Annotated in this window: 22 protein-coding genes; 6 read left to right on the top strand and 16 right to left on the bottom strand. The window is 57.0% G+C overall.

Features of this window, described 5'->3' with window-relative positions; all coding sequences use genetic code 11:
• Nucleotides 1-95: 95 nt before the first annotated feature.
• From KORM41_RS09260 to cysG, 5 genes are read right to left on the bottom strand one after another with little or no spacing between them, the layout of a single operon-like run.
• Nucleotides 96-848, bottom strand: a complete 753-nt coding sequence (locus KORM41_RS09260) for a phosphoadenylyl-sulfate reductase (protein WP_068143695.1) — start codon at nt 846-848, stop codon at nt 96-98.
• Nucleotides 845-1,354: a DUF934 domain-containing protein gene (locus KORM41_RS09265; protein WP_068143697.1), complete on the bottom strand. Its 510-nt coding sequence runs from the start codon at nt 1,352-1,354 to the stop codon at nt 845-847. Before KORM41_RS09265 ends, KORM41_RS09260 begins: the two co-directional genes overlap by 4 nt.
• Entirely contained in the window at nt 1,341-2,996 is a 1,656-nt protein-coding gene (locus KORM41_RS09270; protein WP_068143699.1) for a nitrite/sulfite reductase, read from the bottom strand. Before KORM41_RS09270 ends, KORM41_RS09265 begins: the two co-directional genes overlap by 14 nt.
• 12 nt (nt 2,997-3,008) lie before the next feature.
• On the bottom strand, nt 3,009-3,341 hold the full coding sequence (locus tag KORM41_RS09275; protein ID WP_082719658.1) for a DUF2849 domain-containing protein: 333 nt from the start codon (nt 3,339-3,341) through the stop codon (nt 3,009-3,011).
• A gap of 17 nt (nt 3,342-3,358) precedes the next feature.
• Complete coding sequence (gene cysG, locus KORM41_RS09280; RefSeq protein ID WP_231727064.1) at nt 3,359-4,753, bottom strand: siroheme synthase CysG; 1,395 nt, start codon at nt 4,751-4,753, stop codon at nt 3,359-3,361.
• A 494-nt stretch (nt 4,754-5,247) separates the two neighbouring features.
• Between cysG and KORM41_RS09285 the strand changes: the two genes are divergently transcribed.
• The 3 genes from KORM41_RS09285 to KORM41_RS09295 all read left to right on the top strand — a co-directional run bounded on the left by KORM41_RS09285 (nt 5,248) and on the right by KORM41_RS09295 (nt 7,520).
• Nucleotides 5,248-5,937 carry a hypothetical protein gene (locus tag KORM41_RS09285; protein WP_068143706.1) on the top strand — a complete coding sequence of 230 codons (690 nt, stop codon included), beginning with the start codon at nt 5,248-5,250 and terminating at the stop codon, nt 5,935-5,937.
• Between the two features lie 66 nt (nt 5,938-6,003).
• Nucleotides 6,004-6,711, top strand: a complete 708-nt coding sequence (gene ung, locus KORM41_RS09290; RefSeq protein WP_068143708.1) for a uracil-DNA glycosylase — start codon at nt 6,004-6,006, stop codon at nt 6,709-6,711.
• An 83-nt stretch (nt 6,712-6,794) separates the two neighbouring features.
• Nucleotides 6,795-7,520, top strand: a complete 726-nt coding sequence (locus KORM41_RS09295) for a sterol desaturase family protein (RefSeq protein ID WP_068143710.1) — start codon at nt 6,795-6,797, stop codon at nt 7,518-7,520.
• Here the strand turns inward: KORM41_RS09295 and KORM41_RS09300 are convergent.
• Together KORM41_RS09300 and KORM41_RS09305 are read right to left on the bottom strand one after the other, a co-directional pair.
• Nucleotides 7,517-8,272 (bottom strand): hypothetical protein, encoded by a 756-nt coding sequence (locus KORM41_RS09300; protein WP_068143711.1) that lies wholly within the window; start codon nt 8,270-8,272, stop codon nt 7,517-7,519. The two genes, KORM41_RS09295 and KORM41_RS09300, sit on opposite strands and share 4 nt — an antisense overlap.
• Before the next feature lie 95 nt (nt 8,273-8,367).
• Nucleotides 8,368-9,768: a M20/M25/M40 family metallo-hydrolase gene (locus KORM41_RS09305; protein ID WP_068143713.1), complete on the bottom strand. Its 1,401-nt coding sequence runs from the start codon at nt 9,766-9,768 to the stop codon at nt 8,368-8,370.
• 184 nt (nt 9,769-9,952) lie between these two features.
• Here KORM41_RS09305 and KORM41_RS09310 point away from each other — a divergent pair, with 184 nt between their 5' ends.
• The gene (locus KORM41_RS09310; RefSeq protein ID WP_068143716.1) at nt 9,953-10,615 is read left to right on the top strand and encodes a Fe2+-dependent dioxygenase; all 663 of its coding nucleotides are present in this window, start codon (nt 9,953-9,955) and stop codon (nt 10,613-10,615) included.
• Nucleotides 10,616-10,618: 3 nt separating this feature from the next.
• Here the strand turns inward: KORM41_RS09310 and KORM41_RS09315 are convergent, their stop codons facing one another.
• The 3 genes from KORM41_RS09315 to gloB form a co-directional block, all read right to left on the bottom strand.
• Nucleotides 10,619-11,668 (bottom strand): hypothetical protein, encoded by a 1,050-nt coding sequence (locus KORM41_RS09315; RefSeq protein ID WP_068143718.1) that lies wholly within the window; start codon nt 11,666-11,668, stop codon nt 10,619-10,621.
• Between the two features lie 150 nt (nt 11,669-11,818).
• Nucleotides 11,819-13,882: a prolyl oligopeptidase family serine peptidase gene (locus KORM41_RS09320; RefSeq protein ID WP_068143720.1), complete on the bottom strand. Its 2,064-nt coding sequence runs from the start codon at nt 13,880-13,882 to the stop codon at nt 11,819-11,821.
• 58 nt (nt 13,883-13,940) lie between these two features.
• Nucleotides 13,941-14,705, bottom strand: coding sequence for a hydroxyacylglutathione hydrolase (gloB, locus tag KORM41_RS09325; RefSeq protein WP_068143722.1), 765 nt, complete (start codon nt 14,703-14,705; stop codon nt 13,941-13,943).
• Between the two features lie 136 nt (nt 14,706-14,841).
• On the opposite strand from gloB, the gene KORM41_RS09330 reads away from it, so the two are divergent.
• Entirely contained in the window at nt 14,842-16,563 is a 1,722-nt protein-coding gene (locus tag KORM41_RS09330) for an N-acyl-D-amino-acid deacylase family protein (protein ID WP_068143724.1), read from the top strand.
• A gap of 9 nt (nt 16,564-16,572) precedes the next feature.
• Here KORM41_RS09330 and KORM41_RS09335 read toward each other — a convergent pair whose 3' ends face one another.
• Nucleotides 16,573-17,337 (bottom strand): hypothetical protein, encoded by a 765-nt coding sequence (locus tag KORM41_RS09335; protein WP_068143727.1) that lies wholly within the window; start codon nt 17,335-17,337, stop codon nt 16,573-16,575.
• On the bottom strand, nt 17,334-18,719 hold the full coding sequence (locus tag KORM41_RS09340; RefSeq protein WP_068143728.1) for an FAD-binding oxidoreductase: 1,386 nt from the start codon (nt 18,717-18,719) through the stop codon (nt 17,334-17,336). Before KORM41_RS09340 ends, KORM41_RS09335 begins: the two co-directional genes overlap by 4 nt.
• 135 nt (nt 18,720-18,854) lie before the next feature.
• Here KORM41_RS09340 and KORM41_RS09345 point away from each other — a divergent pair, with 135 nt between their 5' ends.
• On the top strand, nt 18,855-21,278 hold the full coding sequence (locus tag KORM41_RS09345) for a putative bifunctional diguanylate cyclase/phosphodiesterase (RefSeq protein WP_068143730.1): 2,424 nt from the start codon (nt 18,855-18,857) through the stop codon (nt 21,276-21,278).
• Here KORM41_RS09345 and KORM41_RS09350 read toward each other — a convergent pair.
• The 4 genes from KORM41_RS09350 to folE all read right to left on the bottom strand — a co-directional run bounded on the left by KORM41_RS09350 (nt 21,275) and on the right by folE (nt 25,489).
• The gene (locus KORM41_RS09350) at nt 21,275-22,117 is read right to left on the bottom strand and encodes a trypsin-like serine peptidase (protein WP_068143733.1); all 843 of its coding nucleotides are present in this window, start codon (nt 22,115-22,117) and stop codon (nt 21,275-21,277) included. The genes KORM41_RS09345 and KORM41_RS09350 overlap by 4 nt on opposite strands.
• The gene (hisI, locus tag KORM41_RS09355; RefSeq protein WP_068143735.1) at nt 22,110-22,532 is read right to left on the bottom strand and encodes a phosphoribosyl-AMP cyclohydrolase; all 423 of its coding nucleotides are present in this window, start codon (nt 22,530-22,532) and stop codon (nt 22,110-22,112) included. Before hisI ends, KORM41_RS09350 begins: the two co-directional genes overlap by 8 nt.
• A 77-nt stretch (nt 22,533-22,609) precedes the next feature.
• Nucleotides 22,610-24,655, bottom strand: coding sequence for a calcium-binding protein (locus KORM41_RS09360; protein ID WP_068143738.1), 2,046 nt, complete (start codon nt 24,653-24,655; stop codon nt 22,610-22,612).
• Nucleotides 24,656-24,829: 174 nt separating this feature from the next.
• A complete protein-coding gene (gene folE, locus KORM41_RS09365; RefSeq protein ID WP_082719661.1) occupies nt 24,830-25,489 on the bottom strand; it encodes a GTP cyclohydrolase I FolE in 660 nt (219 codons plus the stop codon).
• Nucleotides 25,490-25,599: the final 110 nt, after the last annotated feature.

The following is a 25,599-nucleotide window of genomic DNA, read 5'->3' on the forward strand; positions in this document are numbered from 1 at the left end:
AATTCACTACATCATAGGCACTTGATGCGCGAGCGCAAAGATTTTCTTGATGAACTGGCGATTTTTTTGACCGAAAAATGGACTTTTCGGTCAGGTTAGCCCTTTGAAAGAATACGGCTATTCTCAGCCAAGCTTAAGTGAATGCCGCATTCGGTCTTGGTCTGACCGCGCCAGCGACCAGCCCGTTCGTCCTCGCCGTCCGATACTCGGTCGGTGCAGGGCATGCAGCCGATCGATGCGAAGCCTTCGGCTACCAGGGGGTGGTCTGGCAGGCTCACACGCTCTTTATAATCAAGCACGTCATCCTTGGTCCAGAAGGCCAGCGGGTTCACCTTTACCCGGCCATCGGATGCCTCAAAATGCGGCAGCAGGCTGCGGACGCCGCCCTGATAGCGCTTGCGGCCAGAGCCCCAACCCTCAAAACCCTCAAGAACACGGGCCATTGGTGCCACCTTACGGATATAGCAGCATTTGTTCGGGTTCTGGTTCCAGAGTGCGCCCTTTGGGTCGTCGCGTTGCACGTCATTGACGTCAGGCGAGATGGAGCGCACGTCCGTCAGGCCTAAAAGGTCGATCAACTGGTCGCGGTAGCGCTTGGTTTCGCCAAACAGCTTGCCGGTATCCAAGAACAGCACGGGGATGTCCTTTGATACTTGCGACGCGATGTGCAGGAGCACGGCCGATTCCGCCCCAAAGGAAGACACCAGAGCGAACCGGCGGCCGAAGTATTTGAGCGCCCCGTCGATTACTTCTTCCGGCTCTACGTTGGCGTAGCGCGCGTCGAGGTAATCCACAGCGGTGAGCGGATCAAAAAAGTCAGCTGTCTTCAGGGCGGGGGCGGCGGTCACGATGCTTTCCTCTCCTGATCTTTGCCGTGGCGGGCATGCGCCAGCGACACCTGACCGGTATAGTCGGTCTGGTAGAAGGCATCGAAACGCTTGAGCGCTGCCTTGAACGAGGCTTCGCGGGTGTCAGCCACTTCGACAGTGTCGAAGCCTGCGCGCAGAAGGAACAGCGCTTGATCGGGGATCACGGGGCCTGTGGCGCGGATTTCGCCCTTGAAGCCCAGGTCTTTCCGAAGCCGTACGGCCAGTGAAAAGCCGCGGCCATCACCAAATGCCGGGAAGTCGATCACGACAAAGGCGAGCTTGTTCATCAGTGGTGCAAGGTCTGTGTAATTGGTGTCCGTTGCCAGCACGGCACCCACGGGGCCCGCGACCTTGAAGAAGTCGTCACCTTCATCCTTGAGGCGCGAAAGCGGCACGGCAACAGCCGCTGCTTCGTATGGCGTCTGGTCTTCAGCGAGGACCGCAAAGTCCCCTGCTTGAATACCTGTCAGATTAACGAGTGCCATAAACAGCCTCCTTGAATACGTCTGGGCCCACTCGGCGGTATGTCGCCAGGAATTCTTCGCCCTCATTGCGTTCGCCAAGGTAAACGGCGACTACTTTTTCAACGGCATCGATGATGCCAATCTCGTCAAAGCCGGGGCCGAGGATCGCGGCTTTGGATGCGTCTTCCGCGCCCGAGCCACCGAGCAGAAGTTGGTAGTTTTCCTCGCCCTTGCGGTCGACACCCAGGATGCCGATGTGGCCGGCGTGGTGGTGCCCGCAAGAATTGATGCAGCCGGAAATCTTGATCTTCAGCGGGCCGATGTCCTGCAGGCGCTTGAAGTCGTCAAAGCGCTTGCCCAGTTCCTGCGCCAGCGGGATCGACCGGGCATTCGCAAGCGAGCAATAGTCCAGCCCCGGGCAGGCGATCATGTCGGTCAGCAGCCCGGCGTTTGGAATGCCCAGGCCAGCTTCGTCTAGGTCCGTCCAGATGGCGGGCAGGTCCTTTTTCGCCACATGGGGCAGGATCAGGTTCTGCTCGTGGCTGATCCGAAGCTCGCCTTGGCTATATTCGTCAGCCAGTGCTGCAACCAGGTCCATCTGCTCGGCTGTAGCGTCACCCGGGATGCCACCGTGCGGTTTCAGGCTGATCGTCACATTCACATGGCCGGGCACTTTGTGCTGATTGGTGTTGTTCTTGAGCCAGGCGTCAAAAAGGAAGTTCTTGCTTGCTAACTCGTCCACGGCAGGAACATTATCTGACAGCACCTGCAGCGGTGGAGGCGCGAAGAAGGCCTTGATGCGCGCGGCTTCCTCAGCCGGGAAGTCGATCGGCAGGTCTTTGATCTTCTGCCATTCTTCTTCCGTCTGACGGGCATACTCGTCTGCGCCTAGCGCATCCACGAGAATTTTGATCCGCGCCTTGTATTTATTGTCGCGGCGGCCCTGTTCGTTATAAACGCGCAGGATGGCTTCAAGGTAACTCAGCAGGTCGGCTTCCGGGAGGAAGTCGCGGATGGTTTTCGCAATCACCGGCGTCCGGCCCATGCCGCCGCCGACAAGCACTTCAAAGCCGATCTCGCCCGCGTCATTCTTTTTCACCACAAGGCCAATGTCATGCCATTTCACCGCTGCGCGGTCGATGTCCGCACCCGTGATGGCGATCTTGAACTTGCGCGGCAGGAACGAAAATTCCGGGTGGAAGCTGGACCACTGGCGGATCAGTTCGGCATAGGGGCGTGGGTCGGCGACCTCATCGGCGGTCGCGCCTGCGAACTGGTCGGTCGTCACGTTCCGGATACAGTTGCCGGACGTCTGGATAGCGTGCATTTCCACGTCTGCCAGTTCCTGCAGGATATCCGGCGTGTCCGACAGTTTCGGCCAGTTATATTGGATATTCTGGCGCGTGGTGAAATGGCCATAGCCTTTGTCATACTTGCGCGCGATGTGTGCCAGTGTGCGCATCTGGTCGGCGGAAAGCGTGCCGTATGGCACGGCCACACGCAGCATGTAGGCATGCAGTTGAAGGTAAAGGCCGTTCATTAGGCGGAGTGGCCGAAACTCTTCTTCCGTCAGTTCGCCGCGCACGCGGCGCTCAACCTGGTCGCGGAATTCCGCGACGCGGGAGTTCACAAGGGCATGATCATATTTATCGTAAGCATACATGTCTGATCGTCCTTAAAGGTCGGTTTGTTCCCATGTCGGCGAAACCTGGTATCCCAGATCCGGGCGCACACTTGGGCCCTGTGCCTGCATGGCGAATTTGATATGCGCGGGGTAGGGTTTGCCGCCCTTTTCCGTGGCGTCGATCACCTCAATCGACAGCACGTAGTTCTCGTCTGCGGATTTTTGCGCCAGGGCCTCAAGTGCCTCAACACCCGCTTCATCTGCGGCGACAGCAGCTTCGCCCGCAATGGCAGACCATGTGCCGTCGGCTTTCATGAACACCACGCGGCCGTCCAGAAGGCGGTTCGCGACAATCATTTGTGGCCCTTTGATTTTTCTAGCCATCTCAATACTCCATATCCTCAAGCTGTCGCGACCAGGCGATCAGTTTCTTTTGCGGCCCAGGCAAGGTCGGCAGCGGTCGAGACCACATCACCGATCAGTAGAAGCGCAGGGCTCTTCACATTGTTCTTGGCAACCACTTCAGGCAGCGTCGCGAGCGTGCCGTAGAAGCGGCGTTCGTTGGCGCGGGTGCCGTTTTCAACCACGGCCACTGGCGTTGACGCCTTCACGCCTTCACCGATTAGGCCGGCGGAAATCTTTGGAGCGCCTTTGACACCCATATAAACCGCAAGCGTCTGGCCGTCGCCCGCCAGGCGCGCCCAATCCTTGTAGGCGCCATCCTTCAGGTGGCCTGTGACAAGCGTGATGGAGCTTGCGTGCGCGCGGTCCGTTAACGGGATTTGCGTGGTGGCGGCAATGCCCTGAAAGGCGCTGATGCCGGGCACGACTTCCACATGAATGTCGTGGGCGCGGAGAGCGTCGAGTTCTTCACCTGCGCGGGCGAACAACAGGGGATCGCCACCCTTCAGGCGTACAACACGGCGGCCCTTGAGGGCTTCTTCCACGATTACGCGGTTGATGCCGTCCTGGCCGATACCGTGGTCGCCTTCGCGCTTGCCAACAAAGATCAGGTCTGCGTCGCGGCGGGCGAGGGCCAGCACGTCGCGGCTCACTAGCCGGTCGTAGACAATCACGTCTGCTTGTTGGAGTGCACGGTGCGCCTTGATGGTCAGAAGGTCCGGGTCACCTGGGCCTGCGCCCACAAGCTGTACCTGGCCGGTGGTGGCACCCACACGGTGGCTTTTAGCGGCCTCTAGAACCAGGCGCTCCACCTCATGCTGGTCAAGGTCGGCATAGGTGCCGGCGTTGTCATAGAGGCGATCATAAAATAGTCTGCGGCGGGTTCCGTCAGGGATGATGGTCTTGACGCGAGCCCGGACAGCGCCCGCCGCAGCAGCAAGCACGCCAAGAGAAGGGGGCAGGAGTTTCTCAAGGCTGCTACGAAGGCGGCGCACAAACACTGGTGCGTCACCCCCGGAAGAGAAGGCCACCTGCAGCGGCCCGCGGGCAAATTGAGCAGGTGTCGTGAAATTCGATTTGGCTGGCTTGTCGATCACATTGACCGGCAGGTTGCGGGTGTTGGCGAGCCGAAGGATGCGTTCCTCGGTGATCTCGTCATCGGCGCCGATATAGACAAGCGTCTTGCCCTTCAGGTCATCTTCTGCAAACGGGCGGTCGTGGACCAGAAGGTCCCGGCCTGTGTCTTCAGGCAGCAGCCCGGCTTCCCGAAGCGCGTCTGTGGCGCCTGGCGCAATCACGCTGATGCGGGCTTGTGTTGGCGTGAACAGGCCCACCTTCGCCATGGCAGCCGATGTGGCGCCAACGATCAGGATGTGATGCTTTTCAGCGGTCAAAAAAACAGGGATGCTCGACATAGCCCTATACTCCTCGCGTCAATCCTGCACGCTTCAGCTTCAATTCCTGCCAGGGGCCGAAGGGTGCTTCTTCAGTGGTTCCATACATAGGCGTGGCTGCCCAGCGAAACAAACGAGAAGAATTTAGGGGTATCAGTAGAAAATTTATACTCAATAAATAGTGATATCACCTATTAATAAAAATAATATTCTAAAATAACTGATTTTTTAAAATGGTGAATTTGAGAAAAGCTGCTCGCTAGAATGGATGGCGACGGAATGGCGCTGGAATGAAATGCCAGTGTGAACATAATTTTAGCGTGAATAATCCAAAGTCATGCTTGTGAAGGGTTCTGAGTAGAAATATTTTCTTCGTCGATTCTTGCGAAAAGATAAAAAGCACGCCGAAGGCAGGATTCAAACAACGAAGTTCCCGATTGGCAGGGGAGCGGAAATCTGGCAGCTTTCCCTATGGGGAAAAGGGGAGAATAATTATGGGGACCACGCAAACCGGTCGCAGTTTCTATGTGGGTATGGGTGTCGCCCTGATCCTGCTGTCCTTTCTGGGCTTTGGCCCTTTCATGTATGAACGGTTCGCCACTGGCGGCGAGATGAGCCCGATGCTGGCGATGCACGGTGTCTTGTTCTTCGGTTGGCTTGTTCTTTACACCTATCAGGCCTCGCTGGTCCGTGCGCGAAACCTCAGGAAACATATGGTGCTTGGCAAGGCCAGTATTGCTCTCGCTATTGCTATGGCGGTGGTTTCGGTTGTTGTGACGGGGGAGGTGTTCGCCCGCGGCGAAAGCAGCGCAACGCCGTTTTCGCCCGAGCAGTTCGTCATGCTGCCGCTGATGGATATTACGCTCTTTGTCGTCTATTACAGCTTGGCTGTTTTAAACCGGAAAGTGCCTGAGACCCACAAGCGCCTGATGCTGCTTGTCGGCATCATGATGATGGACCCGGCGACAGGCAGGCTTGGCCTGACGCTTGGGTTTGCGCCAATCGGTCTTTTGTTCCACTTCGGGCTTATCGCTGCCTTGTGCGTCTATGACCAGAGGACACTTGGGCGCGTGCATAAGGTGTCATTGATCGCTGGGCTCGTGCTTGCGGCGCGGTATGTGGCCTTTTTCGCCATTGGCCCGACCGAGGCCTGGGCCAGCTTTGCGCGAATGCTTCTGGGCTAGGCAATCTAGCTGTTTCCTCCGCCGCCCTCTCTCGTGTAAGAAGGGCTTTAGGCAGGGGAGTATTGTATGCAGATCAACGAAGCCGGTTGGCAAAAGGCGCTCGGCGACGAATTCGGCAAAGACTATATGCAGGCGCTGGAGGCGTTCCTCGCGTCCGAAAAGGCTGCGGGCAAAACCATTTATCCTTTGGAAGAAAACATCTTTCATGCGCTTGAGGTCACGCCGCTTGACGATGTCAAAGTGGTGATCATCGGGCAGGACCCTTACCACGGCCCGGGGCAGGCACACGGGCTTTCCTTTTCGGTCCAGCCTGGTGTGGATGTGCCGCCGAGCCTCAGGAATATGTATAAGGAACTTGAGGAAGACCTGGGTGTCACGCACCCGGGCCACGGCTATTTGGAAGGTTGGGCCAAACAGGGTGTGCTTCTTTTGAATGCCGTCCTGACGGTGGAGGCCGCGAAGGCTGGCGCACATCAAAACAAGGGCTGGGAAAAGTTCACGGACCGGGTGATTGATGAGCTCAACAGTCATCACGACGGACTCGTGTTCATCCTGTGGGGTGGATATGCACAGAAAAAGGGTGGCGGGATCGACAAGGATCGGCACATGGTGCTTGAGGGCCCGCACCCGTCACCGCTCAGCGCCTATCGCGGTTTCTTCGGCTGCGGGCATTTCTCCAAGGCCAACGACTATCTGAAGGCGAAGGGCAAAACACCGATCAACTGGCAGCTTGACCCGATCACCACGCCTGGAGAGCAGCTGGGCTTGCTATAAGGAACTACGAGGGACCGCGGCATTGTGTCGGCTTGCCGGATGGCTGTTTGGCTGCGAGCGTGGCAAATGAGAGGGGATACCAGATGGGACTAGCCGGGTATTTTGTTATTCTCATTGTTTTTGTGGTGGTTTTCACCTTCGAGGTGATTGCGCCCGCGTCGGGTAATGACTGTGACAAGCGCTGGCAGATATATGCGGGGGCGATCAGCGCGGTGCAGATGGCCGTGACGCTTGCAGCAGGCTATCTGTTCAATGATTGGTTCGCGGCTCATGCGGTTTTCCAGTTGAATCCCGGCATCCCGGTATTTGCGGCTGCGCTTCTTGTGTTCCTAGTTGTCAGTTTCATTGCCTACTGGTGGCACCGGGCGACCCACCGGTTCGATTTGCTGTGGCGGGTGTTTCATCAATTGCACCATAGCCCGGCACGGATTGAAGCGCTGACAGCTTTTTATGTGCATCCCTTCGACGGCCTGGCCGCGAATATCCTTAATGTCGGCGTGGCGTTCTGGCTATTGGGGGTGTGCGTGGATGTTGCAGCTATCGCGCTTGTTTATGCGGCTGTCTATAACATCTATATCCACTCTGATACCCGCTCTCCCCATTGGCTGAGATACATTGTCCAGAGGCCAGAAATGCACCGCATACACCATAAGGCGGGGCATCATGCAAACAACTATGGCTTGCCGATATGGGACCTCTTGTTTGGCACTTTCACAAACGTGTCTGGTGCAGATTTTCCATGCGGCTTTGAAAAGGCAAAAGAACAGCAGATCAAGGACATGCTGCTTCTGCGGGATATCAAAGGCTAGGATGCTTCAGTTTCGCCGTCCTCATCTTCCTCATAAGGCATGTCCTTGAGGATTGCTTCGCCCTTGACGTACCACGACAGACCAAAAGCCCAGACGGAGATTGTCTCCAGCCAGAAGGTGGGGCTCCTGGCCTCAATCGCTGTGACCTGGTCTGCGCTCAGCACATATTTCCCCAAAATCAGATAGGCCGCGCCCAGGCCGATCATAGACAGCATGGTCCAACCGCAAAGCCGGTAGATTTTGTTGCGGCGGCGTTTTTGCAGGGTGGGCTCCGTCTCTCCGGATTTGGTGAACAGGCACAGGCAGAAATAGGCCAGGACCAGGAAGAAGGCGAGCGAGAAAAACCAGTGCAGATAGCTTGAGACGCCAAAGGGAACGCCTGCCAGCACGTCTTTGGTCTCAAGCGTTGGGAAAAGCGCGGTGCCCACTGCCGCCACAGCTGCGATGTTGCCCGCCGCATTGTCTGAGATATGATACCACGGGCGCCTGGCGGCCTGTTCGGGCGTGTCTTGATAACCCTGATAGGCATAGAGGAAGATCGCTTCTGCGCACAGCACGCCCACGAACACGTCTCCCATGGGGGAATGGTAATATTGGCTGATTGACAGGCGCATCAGGTCGCCGTTCAGATTGACCATATCGCCAAACAGGATGCTGCCGATGACCAGGATAATGGGAAACAGTAATCCGAGTCGGCCAATGGCCCGCCGCATACTCATATAGTGAATGATAAGCCCATTGGAGCCTGCCATGGAAACCTCCCCGTTTCGCTGAAAGCATCACTCCGAACAGGTGCATGATACACGGTATGGGCGCAGCCGCCAATGGGGGCTGCGCCAGACTGTGCTTACTTTCCTGCAATCTCTGTCAGCAGGATATGCCAGTGTTCAAGAGACTCATAAAAGGCCTTTACCGGCACCCGTTCATTGAGGCCGTGGGCATACATATCACTGCCCTTCATATAGATGCCGGACACACCATAGCTATCCATGCCCGCAGCGCGGAAATGCATGCCGTCTGTGCCGCCTGATTCCATATAAGGGACAATTTCCACGCCGGGGTGTAGGGTGTGGACGGCTTTTGTCAGTGGGCCAAGCACATCTTCGCGCAGTGGCGATGCAGGGCTTTCTGTTGGCTCATAAATGACCTCCCACTCGATGGCAGGGTTCGCAACGACCTCCTTGAGCATGCTCAGCGTGTTGTCAACGCCCGTCCCCGGGAACACCCGGCAGTTTACCGTTGCTGTGGCGCTTTGTGGCAGGGCGTTTTCCGCATGCCCGCCGCGCAGCATGGTGGCCACACAAGTTGTGCCTGTGGTGCCGACATATTCAGGATAGGACCGCAGTGTCTTCAACGCCCATTCGTCGTTCGGGTTTTCTGCGAAGGCGGCCATTGCCTTGCCCAGATCACCTTCCGACCGCTTTGATGAAGCCTTGAAGAAAGCACGGGTCAGATCGCTATAGGATACCGGGAATTTGTAGGCCTGGATTTTCTTCAGCGCGTCGGCCAGATCATAAATCGCGTTGTCTTCACGCGGACGGCTGCTGTGGCCGCCTGGGTTGGTGGCTGTCAGTTCAAAGGTGACATAGGTTTTCTCGGCGGCCTGCATGTTGAAGCTGATCACGCTGCCGTCGTCTGCCAGGGCCCCGCCGCCCGCGTCGGCGATCAGCACGAACTCGGCGTCCGTCAGGTCACGGAAATCATTGGCCAGGGCTTCTGTTGTCACCATGCCGGACTCTTCGTCGCCCGAAAACGCGATGATCAAGTCGCGCGTTGGCACAAAACCTTCAGCCTTCAGACGCAGGAACGCAGATGTAAGCGACGTGGTGCCCATTTTGTTGTCAACAGTGCCGCGGCCAAAGAAATAGCCGTCTTCCTCGATCAGCGTGAAAGGGTCGCGCTCCCAGTCTTCGGGGCGCGCGTCCACCACATCCATATGGGCGGACAGAAGGATCGGTTTTTTGCCCGATGACCCATCACCCCGGTAGCGCACGATCAATGCGGCAGTTTCGCCCATTTCCTTGATATGGATATCGGCGTCGTCAAAGCCGCCCGCCCGGAATTGATCAGCCAAGTAATTGGCCAGCTTGGGCACATTGCCGAATCCTTCGGCGGTGCGCATGGCAATGGAAGTGCGGTATATCTCCAGCGCTTTCTGTTCATGCGCTGTTGGGTTGTCCTGGCTGGCGTGCCCCTGTGGCGTCAAAATCGTTGCCGCAAGGGCAAATGCGGTGAGTGTCTTTTTCATGGGTATTCCCTCTGTTTCCCCTGTTTGAAAAGACGGTAGCTCAACAAAGGCAAGGGAACACCATAGAAATTCTGCGGCTGAGTATAAGAAATCCCAAAGTGGGTGATCCAGTGCGACTTTCGTCTAATTGAACGACTCCTTCTAGCATGCTAGGCCTTGCCCATCACACACACTGGAGAGCCCCATGTTTCATATTATTGATCCGCTTCTGCTGCCTGAAGAGGTTGCGCGCCTGAGAGAGTTGGCGCAGACGATCAAGTTTGAGGATGGACGGCAAAGCAACCCGGGCTTTTCCAAGAAGAATAACCTTCAGCCTAACCATGGTGACGAAGGCTATAAGGAAGCGGCAAGCATTGTTCAGGCGGGACTTTCCCGAAACGAATATTTCCGCGACTATTGCATCCCCAAGTCCATGGCTATTCCGATGCTGACCAAATACCAGCCGGGCATGAACTATGGCGAACATATCGACAATGCCATGTTGCCATACCGGCCGGCCATCCGGTCGGACATCAGCTGCACGGTTTTTGTGTCTGACCCCGAAAGCTATGAGGGCGGCGAGCTGAATGTACGCATGGGGGACAAGAACCTGCAGATCAAGGGCAAAGCCGGGACGGCAGTTGTGTATCCCAGCACCACTTATCATCAGGTGTTGCCGGTCACAAAGGGTGAGCGCATTGTTTCCATCACCTTTATCGAAAGCATGGTGCGTGACCTTCAGCAGCGCGAGATTTTGGTTGAACTGACGGAATTCCTGCATGCCAACGCTGCCAAGGTGGGGGCGGACGAGCAGATGCGGCTTGAATATGTGCGCCAGAACCTGACGAGGATGTGGAGCGGTACCTAGGCGCTAGTTCGCGTACCCGAATGCCCTGAGCTCGCTTGCGGTCAATTCGTGGGTGCGGGCGAAATCAACCAGCCAATTCATTCCCTTGGTGATTTCCTCGCTGTTTTCAGCGCGGGATGCGGCCAGCCGGTCGCGCCTATCCTGCGCGGAAAAGCTATAGTCCGTGGCTTTCGAATACCGCCCCAGGACAGGGTTGCTGAGCGCATTGGCTATGTTTTGTTCATCGGCTGGGTGGTCAAAATGCCGGGCCAGCGCCGCAAGGGACGCTGCCGGGTCTTTCAGATAGCGGTCAAAATCCAACCGATGTACCCGGTCGCCTGCTACCTCTGATGCAAGCTGCATGTTGGTCATTTCCGCCAAGTAGGTCATGGCCGCCAACTCTCCGGCTGACATCGAATGCAGAGGCGGCAAGCTTGCGCCTGTCGCTTCCATCAGGGAAGCCATGCGAGGCTTGGCGCCGCCCGCGAGGTCGGTGATATAGGCCGGTGCCCCCAGAACCGTGCTGATATAGATTTCAGGCGCCATGGAAAGGCACATGGCCCGGTCCTTTGGGAACTGCGTCAGCCACGGCGCCGCCAGCAGGCTGCAGAAGCTGGTGGCCTTGAGGACGCTTGTTTCGCCCTTCTTTGGTGTGCGGGACCAGAGCGCGCGCATAAGCGCCATGTCTTCCATGATAGATGCACTGTTTTTCCGGCTCCAGACGGTATCGCGGTCGGTCCAGAAATGGGCAAGGTCGCGAAGCGGCAGTGGTTCGCGCAGGCTGAACATGCCGTCCAGAAGTCCAAGGGCGCGTGAAATCAGCGTCGAGCCGCAATGGCCGACATGGAAGATCAGCCCCATTGGCTGTGCAGGCGCTGCGCCGGTTTGCGCGCGAACCTCTTCAAGGCTGGCCCAGTTGCCCTGCATGCCGGGGCGGATGGCACGCTGGTCCAGAAAGGCTGCATCACTATAGAAGGCTGTGTCAGCGTCAATCAGATAGACCTGATCGCTTTCCCAATTCACCTGGAAGGGATAAAGCGCGGGGTCGTCCATCAGGTTTGGCGTGGCCTGCATCGACTTTATGCATCCGTTTCATGTTAGGGATTGGGCTGTGGGCGAGAGGATAGGCGGCGATTTCGCAGATAACAATATGCTGATGGTTTATCTGCCATCGTGGATATGGGGACCGGGAGGCGGCGGGTACCACCTCCCGGCATGTTGTTTTTAGTCCATCAGTTTTTTCAGAACATAAACCGTCTGCAGGGCATCAGTGAAGGCTCTCTGCTTTAGGTTCGCGGCGGCTGAATGCCCGCCTTCGGTGTTTTCATAATAGATCACCGGCTTGTCCATGGAGAGCATCCGTGCCGCCATCTTGCGGGCGTGGCCCGGGTGCACGCGGTCGTCCTTCGTGGACGTATAGAAGAAGACCTCCGGATAGTCCTTGTCAGCACTGAGGTTCTGGTACGGTGAATATTTAAGGATATAGTCCCGCTCTTCCGGGATATCCGGGTTGCCGTATTCGCCCATCCAGCTTGCGCCGGCCAGAAGCGTATGGAACCGCATCATGTCCAGAAGTGGTACAGCACAGATCACAGCGTTCCATAGGTCCGGGCGCTGGGTGGTCATCACACCCATCAGAAGGCCACCGTTTGACCCGCCGCGGATACCCAGGTGCTCAGGGCTGGTGAGGCCGCTGCTGATCAGGTCTTCGCCCACGGCGATAAAATCGTCATAGGCGCGCTGGCGGTTTTCCTTTAGGGCCGCCTGGTGCCATTTCGGGCCAAACTCGCCGCCGCCACGGATGTTGGCAACAGCATATGCGCCGCCTTCTTCAACCCAAAGCTTGCTGAAGCCGGACAGGTAACCAGGCGACAAGGAAATCTCAAACCCGCCATAGCCATAAAGAACGGTCGGTGTCTTGCCGTCCATCTTGGTGTCTTTGTGGCGGATCAGGAAATAGGGTACGCTGGTGCCGTCAGCCGACGTGGCGAACTTCTGTTCGGTCACCAGGTTCGAGGCATCAAAGCGCGTTGGCAGGCTTGTCACTTCTTCTGGCACCTTACCGCGTTCCACGACATAAAGCGTGTCGGGCTGCAGGAAGCTCTCAAAATTCACGAAAGCTGCGTCGGTCCATTCATCGGCGCTTACTACATTCAGGCTGCCGTTTTCCGGCATGCCCAGGTCCGCCACCTGCCAGCCTTCGGCGTCGGGGCGGGCGGACTTCAGGTTGCCGGTTACTTCGTCAAGCACGGTCAGGAAAACGCGGTCCTTCCCGATGGTCACGTCGTCGATTGAGTTACGCTCGCCCGGCTCGAAGATCACCTTGAGGCTCAGGCCTGGGCGGCCAGCGATTGCGTCGGCCACCTTGATGGATACCAGCGAGCCAGCCTTCACTTCTTTGGCGCCCACGGTCCAGTCCTTGCGCATTTGCAGGAGGAGCATGTCGGCGAAGAAGCCCTGGAAGGAGATGGTCTTTGGCAGGTCCAGCGTGCGCATTTCCGCCTCAAGGCCTTCGCCTTCCATGATGTGGATCACTTCGGTGAAAAAGTCAGGCGCCTGCACAACGCCCACATACGTGCCGTCAGGGCGGTGGCTCGCGAACGGGAAGCTACCTACGTCCTTGCGGTCGCCTTCATGCATCAGCTTGGCCATCGACAGCGGTTCGTTCCGCTTCCAAAGCTTGATCTGGTTGGCATAGCCAGAATCCGTCATGGTGCCGTCACCAAAATCTGTGCCGATCAGCACGGTGTCAGCGTCCACCCACACAACTTCCTGTTTGGCTTCTTCGGTGATGAAACCGCCATCCACGAAGCGTTTGGTGAAGGCGTCAAATTCGCGCACCACAACGGCGTCACCGCCGCCGCGGCTCAGTTCAATCAGGCAGCGGCCAAAATCGGGTGCCAGGCACTTACGCGCCTTATAGACCCAGTTCTCGCCTTCTTCTTCGGCCAGCTTGTCAAAGTCCAGAACGTCCACCCACTTGGGTTCGCCGGATTTGTATGACTTCAGGCTGGTACGGCGCCACAGGCCACGGACATTCTTTTCATCCTGCCAGAAGTTGTGCACGGCACCGCCCGTGAGGCGGCCATAGGCGATTTTGTCCTTGGCGTTATAGTCCTTCAGTGCGCGTTCCTTCAGGGCCTCAAAACGCGGGTCTTTTTCCAGCATGCCAAGCGAATGGGCATTGCGTTCATGCACCCATTCAAGCGCCTTGTCGCCTTCAACCTCTTCAAGCCACAGGAACGGATCATCGTCCGCACCCACGGCAACCGTAATGGCTGCAGCCATAACTACTCCTACTGTCACTGATTTCATTTTGTCCCCCCTTGGACTGTTTTTGTTGCGTTTAGAAATTGTCTTTCCGCGCCCGCACTTCGGCGAACACTTTGGGTAGCGGCGCGCCAATCATGCCCACCGTTTCCTGGATGTTGTCGCTCATGGGCCTGAGGAACGGGTTGGTTGCCTTCTCCAGCCCGATGGTGGTCGGGATGGTGGGTGTGCCTGCTGCGCGCAGTTTTTCCACTTCCGCCATGCGGGCCTGAAGGTATGCATTGCCGGGCTCCACCGTCAGGGCGAAATTGCCGTTGGCCATGGTATATTCGTGGGCGCAGTAGACCTTCGTTTCGTCCGGCAGCTTCAGGAATTTCGACAGCGATTGCCACATCTGGTCTGCCGTGCCTTCAAACAGACGGCCGCAGCCCATGGCGAACAGCGTGTCACCGCAAAAAAGCGCGGCGTCGCCAGCAAAATGATAGGCAATATGCCCGGCTGTGTGGCCCGGCACGTCATAAACGTCTGCCGCCACATCGCCCAGATAGGCTTGGTCCCCGTCGCCAACCGCTATATCAAGGCCCGGGATGCGCTCGCGTTCCGCCGCCGGCCCGACAATGGTCACACCAAAGCGTTCCTTCAGCGCCAGGTTGGCGCCCGTATGGTCCCAGTGGTGGTGGGTGTTCAGGATATGGGTCAGCGTCCAGCCGCGCTTCTCAAGCTCCGCGACCACTTCATCCTCAACGGCAGGGTCAACGACCGCCGTGTCGCCCGACCTGGGTTCATGGATCAGATAAACATAATTGTCCGACAGGACCGGTATTTGAACGATCTCAAGCATAGATAACTCCCACTCCGGGCGACACTATAGCCGCGCTCGACAGTCGGGCCAACTCAGAAACGGCAGTGTGTGCTTGCACCCATGTGCCATGCCCCCTTACGGTGTTGGCTGATTGCATCACAAGAAAGGGACGGCCATGGGCATCACGCGTCTGAATTTCCTAAAACTGATGGTGGCGGTGGCCTTCCTGGCGCTCAGCGGGTGTGGCGACAGCGGACAGACGCCGGAACGCTATGATGTTCTGATCATGAACGGCACCGTGTATGACGGCACAGGTGCGCCGGGGCGCGAGGTTGATGTGGGGGTGCGGGATGACCGAATCGTCGCCATCGGAGACCTTTCGGGTGCGGAGGCCGACACGGTTATTGATGCTGCGGGTAAGGCGGTCTCCCCCGGCTTTATCAATATGCTGTCCTGGGCAACAGACAGCCTGATCATCGATGGCCGCGGCCTGTCGGACACCGTTCAGGGAGTAACGCTTGAAGTGTTTGGCGAAGGCTGGTCCATGGGGCCACTGGCGGATCATACGAAAGCAGATTACCAGAAGAAAATCAGCGCCACGCCCCAGCCCTATGACGTCAACTGGACCGGCTTTGGCGAATATCTTGAGATGCTGGAAGCAAAGGGCATTTCGCCAAATGTGGCGTCCTATGTGGGTGCCACCACCGTGCGGATCAATCATGTCGGATACGCCAACCGTGCGCCGACAGCGGATGAGCTTGAAGCCATGAAGGCCGAGGTGGCGACCGCGATGGAGGAAGGTGCCATGGGCCTAGGCACGTCGCTTATTTATGCGCCGGCCTTCTATGCTGATACAGATGAGCTGATCGCGCTGGCGAGCGTCGCGGGCCAGTATGGAGGTCGCTATATTTCGCACATGCGCAATGAAGGCAGCCAGATCATGACCTCGCTGGAGGAGCTGATCACCATCGCCCGGGAAGCCGGGCTTCCGGCGGAAATTTATCACCTGAAGGCAGCGGGCAAGGAAAATTGGGGCAAGCTGGATGAGGTGATCGCCCGGGTTGAAAAGGCGCGGGCTGAGGGCTTGGATATCAGCGCGGATATGTATAGCTACACGGCTGGGGCCACCGGGCTTGATGCGGCCATGCCGCCCTGGGTGCAGGAAGGCACACACGATGATTGGGCGGCCCGCCTGAAGGACCCGGAAATCCGCAAGCGGCTGCAGGTGGAAATGACCACGCCGTCTGACGATTGGGAAAACCTGATGCTGGCGGCAGGCCCGGAGGGGGTGTTGCTCCCATACTTCCAGAACCCGGAGCTGAAGAAATATACAGGCATGCGCCTTTCGGAAGTGGCAGCGGCCATGGGCAAAACGCCCGAAGAGGCCGCGATGGATCTGGTGATCGCGGACGGCACGCGCGTGAGCGCCATCTATTTCCTGATGTCTGAGGAGAATGTGAAAAAGAAAATCCGACAGCCCTGGGTGGCTTTCGGGTCTGACGCCGAAGCGGTGGACCCTATGGTCGCGAAAGAATTTGGCGGCAAGCACCCGCGCACCTACGGTAACGTCGCGCGGTTGCTTGGGCACTATGTTCGGGACGAAAAGGTCATCCCTCTTGAGGAGGCAATTTTCCGGTTGACCGGACTGCCAGCGGCACGGCTGAAGCTAAGGGATCGTGGCCATATTCTTGAAGGGGCTTTCGCCGACATTGTTGTTTTCGACCCGGCGACGGTTGCTGATCATTCAACCTTCAACGATCCACACCAACTTTCCACGGGCGTCAGTAATGTATTCATCAACGGTGTACAAGTGATCAAGGATGGTGAGCATACGGGCGCGACCCCAGGACGTGTGGTGCGTGGCCCCGGCTGGACCGGGCGGATGGGAAGCCAGTAAGCGAGCGTATCAGACGTTCAGAAGCCAGGCGCCGACCTTCAGACGCACGTCAAGATCGGGGGCCACCTCACCCTGTGGGGCAATGGGCCAGTCCCATTCTTCAATCGGGTCGCCCGGCAACAGGGTGCGATCAACGGTCTGGATAATATGCGGTGCAGTGCCAGTGACTTCCACGCGTTCATAATCCGTGATCAAAAGCACCGGGCAATCCATGGCCAGAAGCGCCCGCACATGGGCCTTTTGCACAGCTGAGGTGATTTTTTGTTCCTGTTCGTCCGCGGGTGGGCTGGAGGCAAAAGCAAGAGGCAGTTGGCTCAGCACATTGCAACTGATGGCCATCCCGAAGCCCACAAGCGGCAGCGGTGCCATATCCGGTGGGCTGAAGGCCGTGTTCTTGTCGCCCAACCAGAATTCCTCAAGCATGCCTGTGAGATCAGCGCGCTCGAACTCTATGTTCCCAAATGATCGGATAGCCCGGCGGGTACGGCGGGTTTCAACGGCGTCCATCAGAAGCGCTCCTGCCGGGTGATCATTAAGCGCTGCCAGTGGCACGTCAAGGCATAGCCCAGCGCCCATCAAGAGGATCGGTTCATTTGGGTCTGCCTGATGAAGGTGGGCAGTGATACATTCCTTGGTGTGCTGCAGATGCTCTGCCCAGAAGGCTTTTTGCCTACGGTGGCGACCAAGGATGCCCGCAATTTCGCGCACCAGCCCTCCTTCACGGGCACCGGGCACCGCGCGAACGGTCAGGACGGTCAGGAATTCTTCAATCATGGTTCACTATCCATCCCAGGCAGAAGCTTGCCTGGGTTCATAATGCCGATGGGGTCAAGAGCCGCCTTGATCTGGCGCATCAGGTGAAGGGCAGGGCCCTTTTCCTGCTCCAGATACTTCATTTTGCCAAGGCCAATGCCGTGTTCGCCCGTGCAGGTGCCACCCATCTCAATCGCGCGGGTTACCATGCGGTCGTGCAGATCGTCGAGCGCGCGCATTTCCCCCAGATTGTTCGGGTCCGCCAGCAGGATTGTGTGGAAATTGCCGTCGCCCACATGGCCTACCATGGTGCCAACGATGGGGCTTTCATCCATGTCAAAGCGGGTTTCGCGCATACAGTCCCCAAGCCTTGAGATAGGCACGCATACGTCTGTTGTCATGATGTGTTTGCCTGGAGCCATGGCGCGGGTGGCATAATAAAGCTGGTGGCGCGCGTGCCACAGCTTGTTTATGTCTTCCTGCCTCTCGGCGAATTCAATGTCCGATCCGCCCATCTCGGACGCTAGTTCAGAAAAAGCGCTGACCTCTGCGTCGACTGCGGCGGCACTGCCGTGAAATTCCAGGAACAGGGTGGGCGCTTCCTTGTGCTCGAGGCCTGAGTATGTATTCACAGCCTTGACGGACAATTCGTCCAAAAGCTCAATCCGCGCGACCGGCAGCCCCATCTGGATGGTGGCAATCACCGCACTTGTAGCCGCATCAAGGTTTGGGAAGTGGCACACCCCCGCCATCAGCTTTTCTGGCCTACCATAAACCCGCAGACTCATTTCCGTCACCACGCCAAGCGTGCCCTCAGACCCAGCAAAAAGGTGCGTCAGATCATACCCTGCAGCCGATTTGCGTGCGCGGTTCCCGGTCTCAATGATTTCGCCTGTGGCGGTGACGACCTGCAGGGACAGCAGTTGTTCACGCATGGTGCCGTACCGGACTGCATTGGTGCCAGATGCGCGGGTGCCCACCATGCCGCCCAGCGTGCAATCGGCCCCCGGGTCGACCGGGAAGAATAGGCCCTTGTCGCGCAGATGCGTATTGAGTGCCTGTCTGGTAACGCCCGCCTGGACACGGACATCAAGGTCGGCTTCGTTAACGGCAAGGACACGGTTCATCAGGCTTAGATCTATGGTCAGGCCGCCATGAGGGGCGGTGACATGCCCTTCGAGCGACGTACCGGCCCCAAAGGGGATCACCGGCATGCGGTGGCGGGCGCAGATGCGCACAGCGTCGGCGACCTCTTCCGTGGTGCCTGCATGAAGGACGGCATCCGGCATCATCACGGCATGCGAGCTTTCATCCGCGCCATGTTGCTCCCGGTCAGCGGATGCCAGGCTCAGCTTTGCGCCGAAGCGTGCTGTCAGGTCAGAAATGGCCAAGTCTTTGTTCATAGGGTCATTTTACAGAAGCTGAATTATTTGGCGAGAGTAGAATGAATTATGCAGGCCAACCCAAGTCTGTTAACAGAACATCAAGCCTTGGGACTTAGGGTGTTAGTGCAAATGTGGGGGCAGGGGCGGTTTTATATGCTGACGCAAGTCATAACAAATATCCTCAACGAGCATGATTTTCGCGTCCTCGGCCTTGCCGGTCTTATTTCGCTGATGTGCGCCTTTACCGCGGTTCTGATGGCTCAGCGCGCAAGAGAGTCCGCCGAAAAGGACCGCTGGCGCTGGCTTTTGAAATCTGCCGTTGTGGTGGGTGGCGGTTTCTGGGCAGCTCATTTCATAGCGATACTGGGGTGGGATCAGGGCATGGCCATTGCCCATGGCTTCTGGCTGAACGTGATGTCAGGCGCCGTGATGATCGGGTCTGTTGGCATAGGCCTTTATATCGCCACCTATAACCGGACCAAACGCGCGCGCCTTCTGGCTGGGCTGATTGTAGGCGCTGGGCTGGCGCTGATGCATTTCGTAGAACAGCAGTCCCTGATGCTTCAGGGCACGATCTTTACCGATGTCTGGTTCAATGCCGTTGCCGTTTTGGCCACGCTTCCGTTTACCGGTATCGGTTTTGTGGTCATGAACAAGACCTACGACCGGGTCAGGCTGCTTCTTGCCACAGCGCTTCTTGCAGGCGCTCCTCTTGTGCTTCATGTGATTGCCATGGCGGGGACAACCATTGTGCCTGATGCCATGCAGCCGGTCCCCGACCGGATATTCACAGATGTGGTACTGGGTTTTGGCGTGTCCCTTGGGGCGTTTGCGGTTCTGGGTATAAGCTTGGCCATGGTGATTATGGATATTCACCTGACCGAGCATCAGTCGGTTGAGGTTTCGCGCCTTCAGGGGCTTGCGGACGCTGCCATTGAAGGCATCGTGGTGGTGGATTATGGCGGGCATATCGTTGATGCCAACCCAAGCTTCCTATCGCTTGTCTGCCATAGCGCGCGCCAACTGAGGGGGCAGGATTTCGCCCGATATTTTCATGATTTCCCGCGCGGGGAAACAGTCACCAACCTGTCGGAACGGGCGGAGCATGTTGAAGAGACCACGCTTGTCAGCTCTGTTGGTGAAGAGATCCCGACGGAGCTGTTTTTCAAGTGCGCGATTGTTCGCGGCGAACCCCACAATGTGGTGATTGTCAGGGACCTGCGTGAACGCCGCGCCGCCGAACAGCGGATCAATTATCTGGCCAACTATGACATGCTGACCGGCCTTGCCAACCGCCAATTGATGATGGACCGGTTGGGGCAAAGCATCCCGACGGCATTGGCGCACGACCAGAAAGTCATCCTTCACTTCATCGACCTGGATTCCTTCAAAGAAATGAACACAACCATCGGCCAGCATAACGCGGATCAGCTTCTGAAGTTTATCGCTGGGCGCATTTCAACTGTGATGCGCGGTATGGTGACGGTATCGCGCCTGGGCGCCGACCAGTTCTGTGTTGTTCAGGAAGGGGTCGCTAGTACGGAGAGTGCTGTACTTCTGCTTGAGCGCCTGCGCCGGAAGCTCAGTCAGCCGTTTTCTGTGGCCGGGCGCGAGGTAAAGGTTACAGCCTGTGTTGGCACAGCCGTCGTCCCAGATGACGCGGATGACCCGAGCACACTTCTGGCGCGCGCAGAGATCGCCATGAAGAAGGCGAAATCCATTGGGCGAGGCACCTATTGCTTCTATGAAGAAAGTGTCGACAAGGCGCAGGAGGATCGCCGCAAGCTGAAGCTGGAACTCTCTGGGGCGCTTGAACGAGGAGAGCTGTTCCTTTTGTATCAGCCACAATTTGACTGCGACACTGGCGTTGCTACCGGCTTTGAGGTGCTGGTGCGCTGGCGACATGCGGAACGCGGCATCATCTCACCCGCTGAGTTCATCCCACTAGCCGAAGAAACGGGGGCAATTGTTGAAATTGGCAACTGGATCATCGATGAAGCCTGCAAGGAGGCGGCAAGTTGGGAAAACCCTCTAAGGGTTGCCGTGAACCTGTCACCGGTTCAGTTCCTTGAAGATCATCTGGCCGGCTATATTGCAGACACGCTTCAGCGACATGGCCTTGCGCCACGCCGCCTCGAGCTTGAAATCACGGAAGGCGTGCTGATAGAGGACGAAGAACGCGCGCTTGATATGCTCAGAACGCTGAAGGAGAAAGGTGTTCTGTTGGCGATGGATGACTTTGGAACGGGCTACAGCTCGCTCAGTTATCTCAGGCAATTTCCTTTTGATAAGCTGAAGATCGACCGCAGTTTCATTATCAACCTGCAAAGCGACCCGCAGGCGCTGGGTATCGTCAAGGGCATGATCGGGCTCGGGCACGGCCTGGATATCCCGGTGTTGGCAGAGGGTGTGGAGACCGAAAGCCAGCTTGCGATGCTCCGACTGGAACATGGTGACGAGGTGCAGGGCTTTTTCACCGGCAAGCCAAAGTCAATTGCAGACTATGCCAGCCTGACCAAAGCATCTGAAAAACAGGATGAGGCCGGTCAGCCGGCGATATCGGGGCGTACAGCCTAACGCCCTTCGGCGAGCAGTGCCCCGAGCTTTTCACTGAACGCCAGTGCGGAAACCCCGATGCTATTATGCTTTGTGCCACTGCGGTGCGATACCGTGGTGATGCCAATAACCCGATACCCTCCCGTCAGCTGTTGTAGGATCGGGCCACCGCTATCGCCATTCAGCGACAGACAAGTGGTTACCAGCACATGCCCTTTATAAGGGGCGGCAACGATCTGGCAGTTTTCTTCCAGCGACAGGATGTGCGCCCGGTCGCCGGCATACCCGGCAGTGGTCACCTGGGGCATTATCGAAACTAGCTCAGGTTCCGTATGTTTCCCGGGCAAAAGGTCGGGGTGAAGCTCAAGAAAGCCAATGTCGGCGCCGATGGGGTCAGTCAGGATAAGCAAGGCCCAGTCTTGGGACCAGTTTGCCGGATTTATCGCCGCATTTTCGAGGTTGAAGTCCTTACCGAGGATATAGCCTTTGACCCTTGAGTGGGCGATATAGTCGCCTTTTGCGTAGCCTGCCAGAAAATGAAGATTGTTGGGAACCGATCGTTTTTTCGTGCGCGGGGAATAGACACAATGGGCCGCTGTCAGCACCAGTTTTTCGCCCACAAGCGTGCCGCTGCAGTGGGTCAGGCCGTTGTTGTTTACACGCCCAATGGCACGCCAGGGCGCTTCGCTGCTGTCCACCGTGCGGCGCTTGAAGCTGGTGACCACATTTTCAGGCACACGGCCTTCAGCTGCCCGCATGCGCTTCAGGCGTTCTTCCGGCGTCATGGTCGCGTCCTGGTCCTGTGCCCATACAGGCACAGCCAAAAGCACGAAGGCGATTATGGCTAAGGTCCTAATCATCCGTATTCAGCTTGGGCGGTTCTGTGTCGCTTACAGGGATGTTTACTGTGATGCTGCGGTAGAAGCAGCTGGGGTGTCCCACGTGACAGCATTTTCCCCCTTTTTGCTCCACAACAAGCCACAGCGCATCCTGGTCGCAGTCTGTGCGGAATTCCTTCACCAGTTGAAATTCGCCAGAGGTAGCGCCCTTGTGCCAAAGCTCCTGGCGGGAGCGGCTGAAATAATGCGCCTCGCCTGTCTCGATGGTGCGCTCAATGGCCTCAGCGTTCATCCAGGCCTGCATCAATACCCGGCCCGTTGTTGCGCAGGTGGTGACAACAGGGATCAGGCCCTGGTCATCGAACTTGGGGGCGAAGGCATCGCCTGTTTCCACAGTCTTTCTGTCAGCCCGGTCTGCAAACTGGATTTTGGTCATTGGTACGCTCTTAAAAATAACAAAGCGGCATGATCGCCCGATCACACCGCTTCATCAAGTCTCTTGCTTCGATTTTATCAGAAGATGAAATTATCCGTGGCCAGTTCGCCCATTGTAACACCGGTCAGCAGCACGCTGTCACCGCCACCAAGATCAATCAACAGGCCTTCCGTCGTGTCGGTGGCTGCGGCCTGAACGCTGGCGAGGTCTGTGAAGTCTGTGCTGGTGCCAGAGAGGTTCAAGGTGTCTTCCTCAAGACTGAAGCCTTCAACAATGTCACTACCGCTGCCGCTTTCAAAGATCAGAACATCGGCTTCGCTGCCGGGCCGAAGGATATCGTCACCACTGCCGCCATTGAGTGTGTCGGCACCTGTGCCTCCATACAGCGTGTCGTTGCCCGCGCCGCCGCTGATGATGTCTGCATCGGCACCGCCGTATAGTTCATCGTTGCCGTCGCCGCCATTTATGACATCATCTTCTGAGCCGCCGAAAATGATGTCGTCGCCATCATCGCCAGACAATGTATCTGCCCCCAATCCACCGCCGAGTGTGTCTTGGTCTTTACCTCCATAGCCGAGATCGTCTCCGGCACCAGTCCATATTTGGTCCCCACCGGTACGACCGGTTATTTCATCATTACCATCGCCGCCAAACAGGAAATCGCCATCCGCGCCGCCGTCGATGGCGTCGTTACCATCGTTTCCGTGAATATTATCCCGGCCACGTTGGCCATATTGGTGATCGTCATTGCTGCTACCTGTCAAACGGTCACCGTCATCGCCACCATAAGTGTAAACACGCTCGAATTCACCACTTACCAAAGTGTCTCGGCCCGTACCGCCAAATAAGCTTGCGGCTGAAGCGTTGGCTACAAGGCGATCATGCCCGCCGTCTCCGTAGAGGAATGTGTGTTGCCCGTTTGCCTGAAGCAAATCGTTCCCCTCGCCTCCTCGCAATTTATTATATTCGCCACTGCCCACGATTGTGTCGTCTCCGCTAGCGCCGGAGACTTCCAACTGGTTGCCAACGCCTTCGATAAGGTCGCCGTCTTCGGTGACTGTGTACACGTTAAGGGCGACATTCAAATCTGACGGGGTTTCGTAGCCGGTGAGGTCGATTGTATCATTGCCAAGAACAAGATTCTCGATTTGCATGGCAGGGTTCGAGCCGAAAAATCCGATTACATCGATGCTGGCGATTACTTCATGGTTATTGTTCAAGATGTTGATTTTGAGGTTGTGATAGAAGCTTGAGCCGGAAAAGGCGATGTTGTCGGCACTATGAGCGATATTGGAGATATCGAGGATATCTACTTCGCCTTCTACTGAGGTGCTGCCTAGTTCAGAAATGCTGACTTCAAATTCTTCGGTGGACGCTTCTATATCCCAGTCCAGAATATAGCGATCGCTGCCATTGCCGCCAAAAAGGAAGGCCGGGCCTGCCAGTGAGTGATACAGGATGTCATCGTCACTACCACCATAAAGGCTCTGCCTAATGGCACCAGTATGCAATACGTCTTGCCCACCTTCTCCCAGGGCGACCGCATCCGGTGCGCTTCCAAGCGTGATGGTGTCATTTCCCTCTAGGCCACTGATGTCCAGAGTTAAGCTGTCTGTTGTAATGATGTCATCACCGTCGGTGGCGCCAAAGAAAAAGATACCGTTCATCGCCGCGCCGCTGATTCCCATTGGGATATTCAGGCTATCTGTTCCGATTTTCAGGGTTTCGATCTGGGTATGGGAAAGATTTCTGTGCGAGACATCAACTTGTCCGACGAATTCGCCATCCTCATAAACCCGGATGCCAAATATGTTGGAATAGGTGCCGCTGAAGCGAATATCCGTCAGGTTGCCCGCAACTGCGGACAGGTCCAATGTGTCGTTGCCCCAGCCACTTTCAGGGTATGCGGCGGATTCGGTTTCCGATATCCAGGTAAAGTATGGCTCGTCCGCTGAATGGGTTTCCCAATTAACCACATAAAGATCGTCGCCATCGCCGCCATGCAAGGAGGTATGATTGCCGTCACCTGTGGATAATGTGTCGTTTCCGTCCCTGCCAGCCAGAATATCATTATCCCCTGCCGTCAGAACGTCGTCAGTGTCAGTGCCTTCGATATATGACATTCGATGTCCCCCAATCTCTGTCATCGATAGTCTCAATATGTGTATTTTTTCACATAAATGTGGTATGTGGGAGTGTCAATGCGTTCTCCCTCCCCCCTTCCCAAATTTGAGAGAAAGAAAAGGCTTACTCCCGGAAGAAGTAAGCCTATTTGTGATCGGCTGCAAACACCTGTTCTATCCGCGCACCATGTCCCAGAAACGGCGCTCCTGGTCGGCTTCGCGGAAACAACCACGGAACTGGCGGGTGATGGTATAGACATCACTGTGCTTCACGCCGCGGCAGGACATGCAGCTGTGCGTGGCGTCCACCACCACGGCCACGCCTTTGGGCTTCAGATATTTTTCAATCGCGTCGGCGATCTGCGCGGTCATGGTTTCCTGCGTCTGCAGCCGCTTTGCATAAGCCTCGACGATGCGTGCAAGCTTGGAGATGCCGACTACTGATCCATTCGGCATATAGGCCACATGCGCTGTGCCCAAAACGGGCACCATATGGTGCTCGCAGTGGCTCTCGACTTTGATACCGCGCAGCACCACCATGTCGTCGTAGCCCGCGACTTCTTCAAATGTGCGCGACAGGATGTCGGCCGGGTCGTCTCCGTAGCCCTTGAAGAATTCCTGATAGGCTTTGGTGACACGCTTAGGTGTGTCCAAGAGGCCTTCTCGGGTCGGATCGTCGCCCGCCCAGCGGATCAGCGTGCGCACGGCCTCTTCGGCTTCGGCACGGCTTGGCTTGAGCACACGTGGGGTATTTCCTGCGCCTGCGTCCCCACGGGCGTCATCAGGGATTACCTTCAGTTCAGAGCCATTGGCCCTTTCAAGTACGGCATCCATCTAAAATTCCTTTCTGTGGATGATGGCCAACCTCATGTCGTCGGGTCGGCTATGGAATCGGTTTCCGGCGCGGGGCGCTTCGGAAACACCGATAGATATGGTCAGGATTA

This window comes from Kordiimonas lipolytica, assembly GCF_001550065.1.